This window comes from Methylobacterium sp. (assembly GCF_019750675.1).
Taxonomy (GTDB): domain Bacteria; phylum Pseudomonadota; class Alphaproteobacteria; order Rhizobiales; family Beijerinckiaceae; genus Methylobacterium.
Genome location: NZ_JAIEOF010000436.1, coordinates 1 through 4448, shown reverse-complemented (window position 1 = coordinate 4448; position 4448 = coordinate 1). Strand labels below are relative to the sequence as shown.

At 66.5% G+C, this 4448-nt stretch carries 6 protein-coding genes; all 6 read left to right on the top strand.

The window, feature by feature from the left end; genetic code table 11:
- Positions 1 to 694: IS5 family transposase (locus K2X24_RS22995; protein ID WP_292501478.1), on the top strand; the 694-nt coding region annotated here is incomplete at its 5' end.
- Positions 691 to 1029, top strand: coding sequence for a hypothetical protein (locus K2X24_RS22990; RefSeq protein ID WP_292501475.1), 339 nt, complete (start codon positions 691 to 693; stop codon positions 1027 to 1029). The genes K2X24_RS22995 and K2X24_RS22990, both read left to right, overlap by 4 nt.
- Before the next feature lie 395 nt (positions 1030 to 1424).
- On the top strand, positions 1425 to 1661 hold the full coding sequence (locus K2X24_RS22985; RefSeq protein ID WP_292501474.1) for a hypothetical protein: 237 nt from the start codon (positions 1425 to 1427) through the stop codon (positions 1659 to 1661).
- On the top strand, positions 1658 to 2041 hold the full coding sequence (locus K2X24_RS22980; RefSeq protein WP_292501473.1) for a hypothetical protein: 384 nt from the start codon (positions 1658 to 1660) through the stop codon (positions 2039 to 2041). The genes K2X24_RS22985 and K2X24_RS22980 overlap by 4 nt, the downstream gene beginning before the upstream one ends.
- Positions 2038 to 2904: a bifunctional DNA primase/polymerase gene (locus tag K2X24_RS22975; protein ID WP_292501471.1), complete on the top strand. Its 867-nt coding sequence runs from the start codon at positions 2038 to 2040 to the stop codon at positions 2902 to 2904. Before K2X24_RS22980 ends, K2X24_RS22975 begins: the two co-directional genes overlap by 4 nt.
- Positions 2888 to 4297 carry a phage/plasmid primase, P4 family gene (locus tag K2X24_RS22970; protein ID WP_292501470.1) on the top strand — a complete coding sequence of 470 codons (1410 nt, stop codon included), beginning with the start codon at positions 2888 to 2890 and terminating at the stop codon, positions 4295 to 4297. The genes K2X24_RS22975 and K2X24_RS22970 overlap by 17 nt, the downstream gene beginning before the upstream one ends.
- The last annotated feature ends 151 nt before the right edge of the window (positions 4298 to 4448 follow it).

The following is a 4448-nucleotide window of genomic DNA, read 5'->3' as shown; positions in this document are numbered from 1 at the left end:
GTCCAGCGACCACTTCAGCGTCGACGGCACACTGATCGAGGCCTGGGCGTCTCTGAAGAGCTTCAAGCCCAAGGACCGGGATGGCGACAGTCGAGGCGAAGACCCGCCGCCGTCCGCCGGCGGGCGCAGCGCAGAGGTCGACTTCCGGGGGCAGACGCGTTCGAACGAGACCCACGCGAGCACCACGGACCGAGAAGCCCGCCTCTACCGCAAGGGTCTGGGAATGGAGGCCAGGCTCTGCTTCATCGGCCACAGCCTGATGGAGAACCGCTCGGGCCTGATCGTGGACACCCGCCTGACCTCGGCGGACGGCTACGCCGAGCGCATCGCGGCCTTGTCGATGATCGAACCAAGAGCAGATCGCCCCAGGGCGATCTCGCTGGGAGCCGACAAGGCCTATGATGCCGAGGACTTCGTCAACGAACTCAGGTCGATGAACGTGCGCGCGCATGTGGCCCGGAACACCAACGGCCGCCGCTCCTCCATCGATGGACGAACCACCCGCCACGCCGGCTACGGCAGGAGCCAGAAGATCCGCAGGCGCATCGAGGAGGGTTTCGGCTGGATCAAGACCGTCGGCGGCCTGCGCAAGACCCGCTTCATAGGCCGCGACAAGGTCGGATGGGCCTTCGCCTTGACGGCGGCGGCCTACAATCTGGTCCGCCTGCCCAAACTGCTCGCGGCTGCGGCGTGAGCGTCTTGGGCAAGTGGCGGATCTTCGAGTTGCGCGGCTACGAGGACGACTACGCCGACATGGTCGAGCCGGCCTACATCCTCTTCGAGAACGGCTGCGGTGAGTTCGCCTTCGGATGTGTCACCGGGGCCTTCGCCGGCGGCGCCGGCCGGCAGGGTGAGCGCGCGGCCGTCGCGTTCGACTGGAACGGCAACGACGAGGGCGACACGATCTGCGGCTCCGGATCGGCCGAGGTCCAGGCCGACGGCTCGCTTCGCGGCGAAATCCGCGTCCACCGCGGCGACGAAATCCCCTTCATTGCCCGCCGATGGCGGACTTCTTCAACACCCTGCTAGGGCTGGCGTGTATCCTGGTGGTATCCGTGCTTTTCGAAATACCACCGATCCCGGCTAAGTGCCTGAGACGACTGGAGCGGGCGATCGGGATCGAACCGACGACATTCAGCTTGGGAAGCCCTAGTAGGCCTCTGATTTCATTGAACCTTGTTCCTCGTCGCACAACGACGAAGGGAACATGTCGTGGGTGCAAAAACGAAGAACGCCGTCGCGGGGGTGAAGGCCCGCAACGGCGCTGAACGGAAGGTCTCGGGTAAAAACCTAGGCGTAAAGAATACTGCTCAACGCCCTCCCCTGGCAAGCCGCCTTGTCGCGTTGATTGGTCCGGACGGTACCGTCACTGCCCTCTTCCGCCGCCCCGACGAGGTGCGTGCCTTCCTTCAGGGAGGCCACGCATGAGCGCCCTACGAGCCTACTCACCGCCCTCCCCTCAGCCGCATGCCGCCGTCTTCGATGCGCTGGCCGACGTGATGGCGACCGCCGCGACCTATGCGGATGCGGCGGCCCGCTTCTCGGCAATCCACGACGCCAAGGGCGCCGCCTACGCCGTCCGGTCTGCCAGCGCGTGCCTGCTCACCGCAGCCGAGTTGATGGACGAGCTTCGTCCCAGCATCAGCGGGAGGAAGGCATGAGCATCAGCAGGCTCTCTCGCCCCGCGCAGCGTCGGCTGAAGCGCCTCACGATCCAAAACGAAGCCAGCACCCAAGCCGATGCCCGTTTCTTCGAGCGCCGGCCGGACCGCAACCATCGCATCCGCCTCGCGTCGCCGGCCGAGGTCGAGACGATCCGCCTCCTGCATCCGGGCAACGCGACTACGCCGGGCCTGCGCTGGTACACGGCTGTCCGCCAAGTCCGGCAGGGCGTTCGGCTCCGCGTCTTCAGCATGGGCCTGCCCGACCTCGACACCGACGAGCCAGAGGACGTGTGCCGCTGGGTCTATGAGCGCGGCCGGACCGGTGGGGACCATGCAATCGAGCGAAGTCTTCGGCAGGCGATGGAGGCGCGGTCATGAGCGATCGTCTCGACGCCGCCCTCTACCTTGCCAGCCGTGGCGGGCGGGTGTTCCCGCTTCACGGCATGCGCGCGGCCGCAAACGGTAGCCTCGCTTGCACCTGTGGCGTGCGGGACTGCGGCGACGCCGGCAAACACCCCATGGCGAAGCTGGCGCCGCGCGGGCTGAACAGTGCGACCAATGAGGAGAAGGTGGTCCGCCACTGGTTCACGGTCGCGCCCTTCGCCAACCTCGGCCTAGTGACGGGCTCTACCATCGTGCTCGACGTCGATCCCCGCCATGGTGGTGACGACAGCCTCAGGACCCTTGAGGCTGAGCACGGGCCCCTGCCGGAGACCTGCCGCTCCATCACAGGCGGCGGCGGCGAGCACATCTTCTTCAAGCCGCCGAACGGTGTGGAGATCCGCAACAGTGCTGGCGACAATGGTGGCCTTGCGCCCGGTCTCGATATCCGTGGGACCGGCGGCTACATCGTCGCCCCATCCAGCCTGCATCGTTCGGGTCGGCCCTACGAATGGTCCGTCGATCATCATCCGGACGAGGTGCAACCGGCGCCGATGCCCGACTGGATGGTTCGGGCTCTGACACAGCCGAGCCTGAGCGCTGCGCGATCTCCAGCCGAGTGGCGCCGCTTCGTCGCCGAGGGTGTTTCGGACGGCGGCCGGAACACGGCCGTCTCCCGCCTGACCGGCCACCTCCTCCGCCGCTTCGTCGATCCCGAGGTCGCGCACGAACTGGTGCAGGCTTGGAATGCAACCCGGTGCAGCCCGCCCCTGCGGCCAGAGGAGGTGACGAAAACTGTCGGCTCCATTGCCCGCAAGGAACTCAAGCGAAGGGAGGCTCGGAATGGTAGCCGGGTTTGAGGACATCCTGAACCTGTCCGAGTTCGGACAGAGGCGTGGCGCCCGCGCAGGCAGCAACGGCGACCTCCTCACCGAGGACCACGCCGCCCGTCAGTTCGCCGAGCGGCATGCTGGCGAACTCCTGTTCTGCCACGACACTGGCAAGTGGCACGAGTGGACCGGGGCGGCCTGGGTCCCGAACCGGCAGGGCAAGGCGTTTCAGTGGGCGCGTGAACTTGCCCGCGAGCTTTGCGCGGACGAGGACCCGAAGACCCGCTTCATCGCTTCGAAGGTCAGTTTTGCCGGCGGCGTGGAGAAGTTCTGCCGCTCCGATCCAGCCTTCGCGGTCACGATCGAGGGTTGGGACAAGGACCCTTGGCTCCTCGGCACGCCCGGCGGGACGGTCGACCTGCGCACGGGCGTGTTGCGCGAGGCCCGGCGCGAGGATCGCATCACCAAGCTGACGGCGGCGACGCCGGCCGAGGTGGCCGACTGCCCGACCTGGTTCCAGTTCCTGCAGGACGTGACGCAGGGCGATGACGGCTACATCCGGTTCATCCAGCAATGGGCCGGCTACTGCCTGACGGGCGACACCAGCGAGCAGGCCCTGTGCTTTGCCTTCGGTGGCGGCGGCAACGGCAAGGGCGTGCTGATCCACGTCCTGGCCGGGATCTTGAACGACTACGCCCTGAACGCCGCCATGGAGACGTTCACGGCTGCCAAGCACGACCGGCACCCCACCGAGATCGCGGCCCTGCGCGGGGCCCGCCTCGTCACGGCCTCCGAGACCGAGCAAGGGCGCCAATGGGCCGAGAGCCGGATCAAGCAGCTAACCGGCGGCGACGTCATGCGCGCCCGCTACATGCGCCAGGACGAGTTCGAGTTCATGCCCGTCCTCAAACTCCTCATCATCGGCAACAACAAGCCGGGGCTGTCGAGCGTGGACGATGCTGCCCGGCGCCGGTTCAACCTGCTGCCCTTCCTGTTCAAGCCGGCGGTGCCAGACCCGCGCCTGGAGGAGAAGCTGAAGGCCGAGTGGCCGGCGATCCTGCGCTGGATGATCGAGGGCTGTCTGGACTGGCAGGCCAATCGGTTGGTGCGCCCTGAGGTCGTGAAGGACGCCACCGACGAGTATTTCACCGCGCAAGATACCTTCAGCCAGTGGCTGGACGATCGCTGCATCGTGGACAAGGCCAACCCCTATCGGAAGGCCACGACCTCCGAGTTGTTCGCATCATGGAGCGAGTATGCGCGGTCGAACAATGAGCCAACCGGGACGCAAACGAGCTTCGGCGAACGGCTCGATAAACTCGGCTTCAAGAAGAACAAACATGTCCCAACAGGTGTCGGTGGTCGGGCGCGCGGGTTCGAGGGCGTTGAGGTTCGACCACGTCTTAGCCACGAGGGAGATTGAGTTGGGGCGGGTTGGGGCGGGTTCACCGTACTGCACGCACACGCGCACGTGCGCGAATAGCGAGGTAACCGGAAGGGTGGTAGCGTCCGCGGACGAGGTGTAAATTCGAGGACCGCTTTGGCGGGGATTGGGGTGGCCATCGGGCCATGCG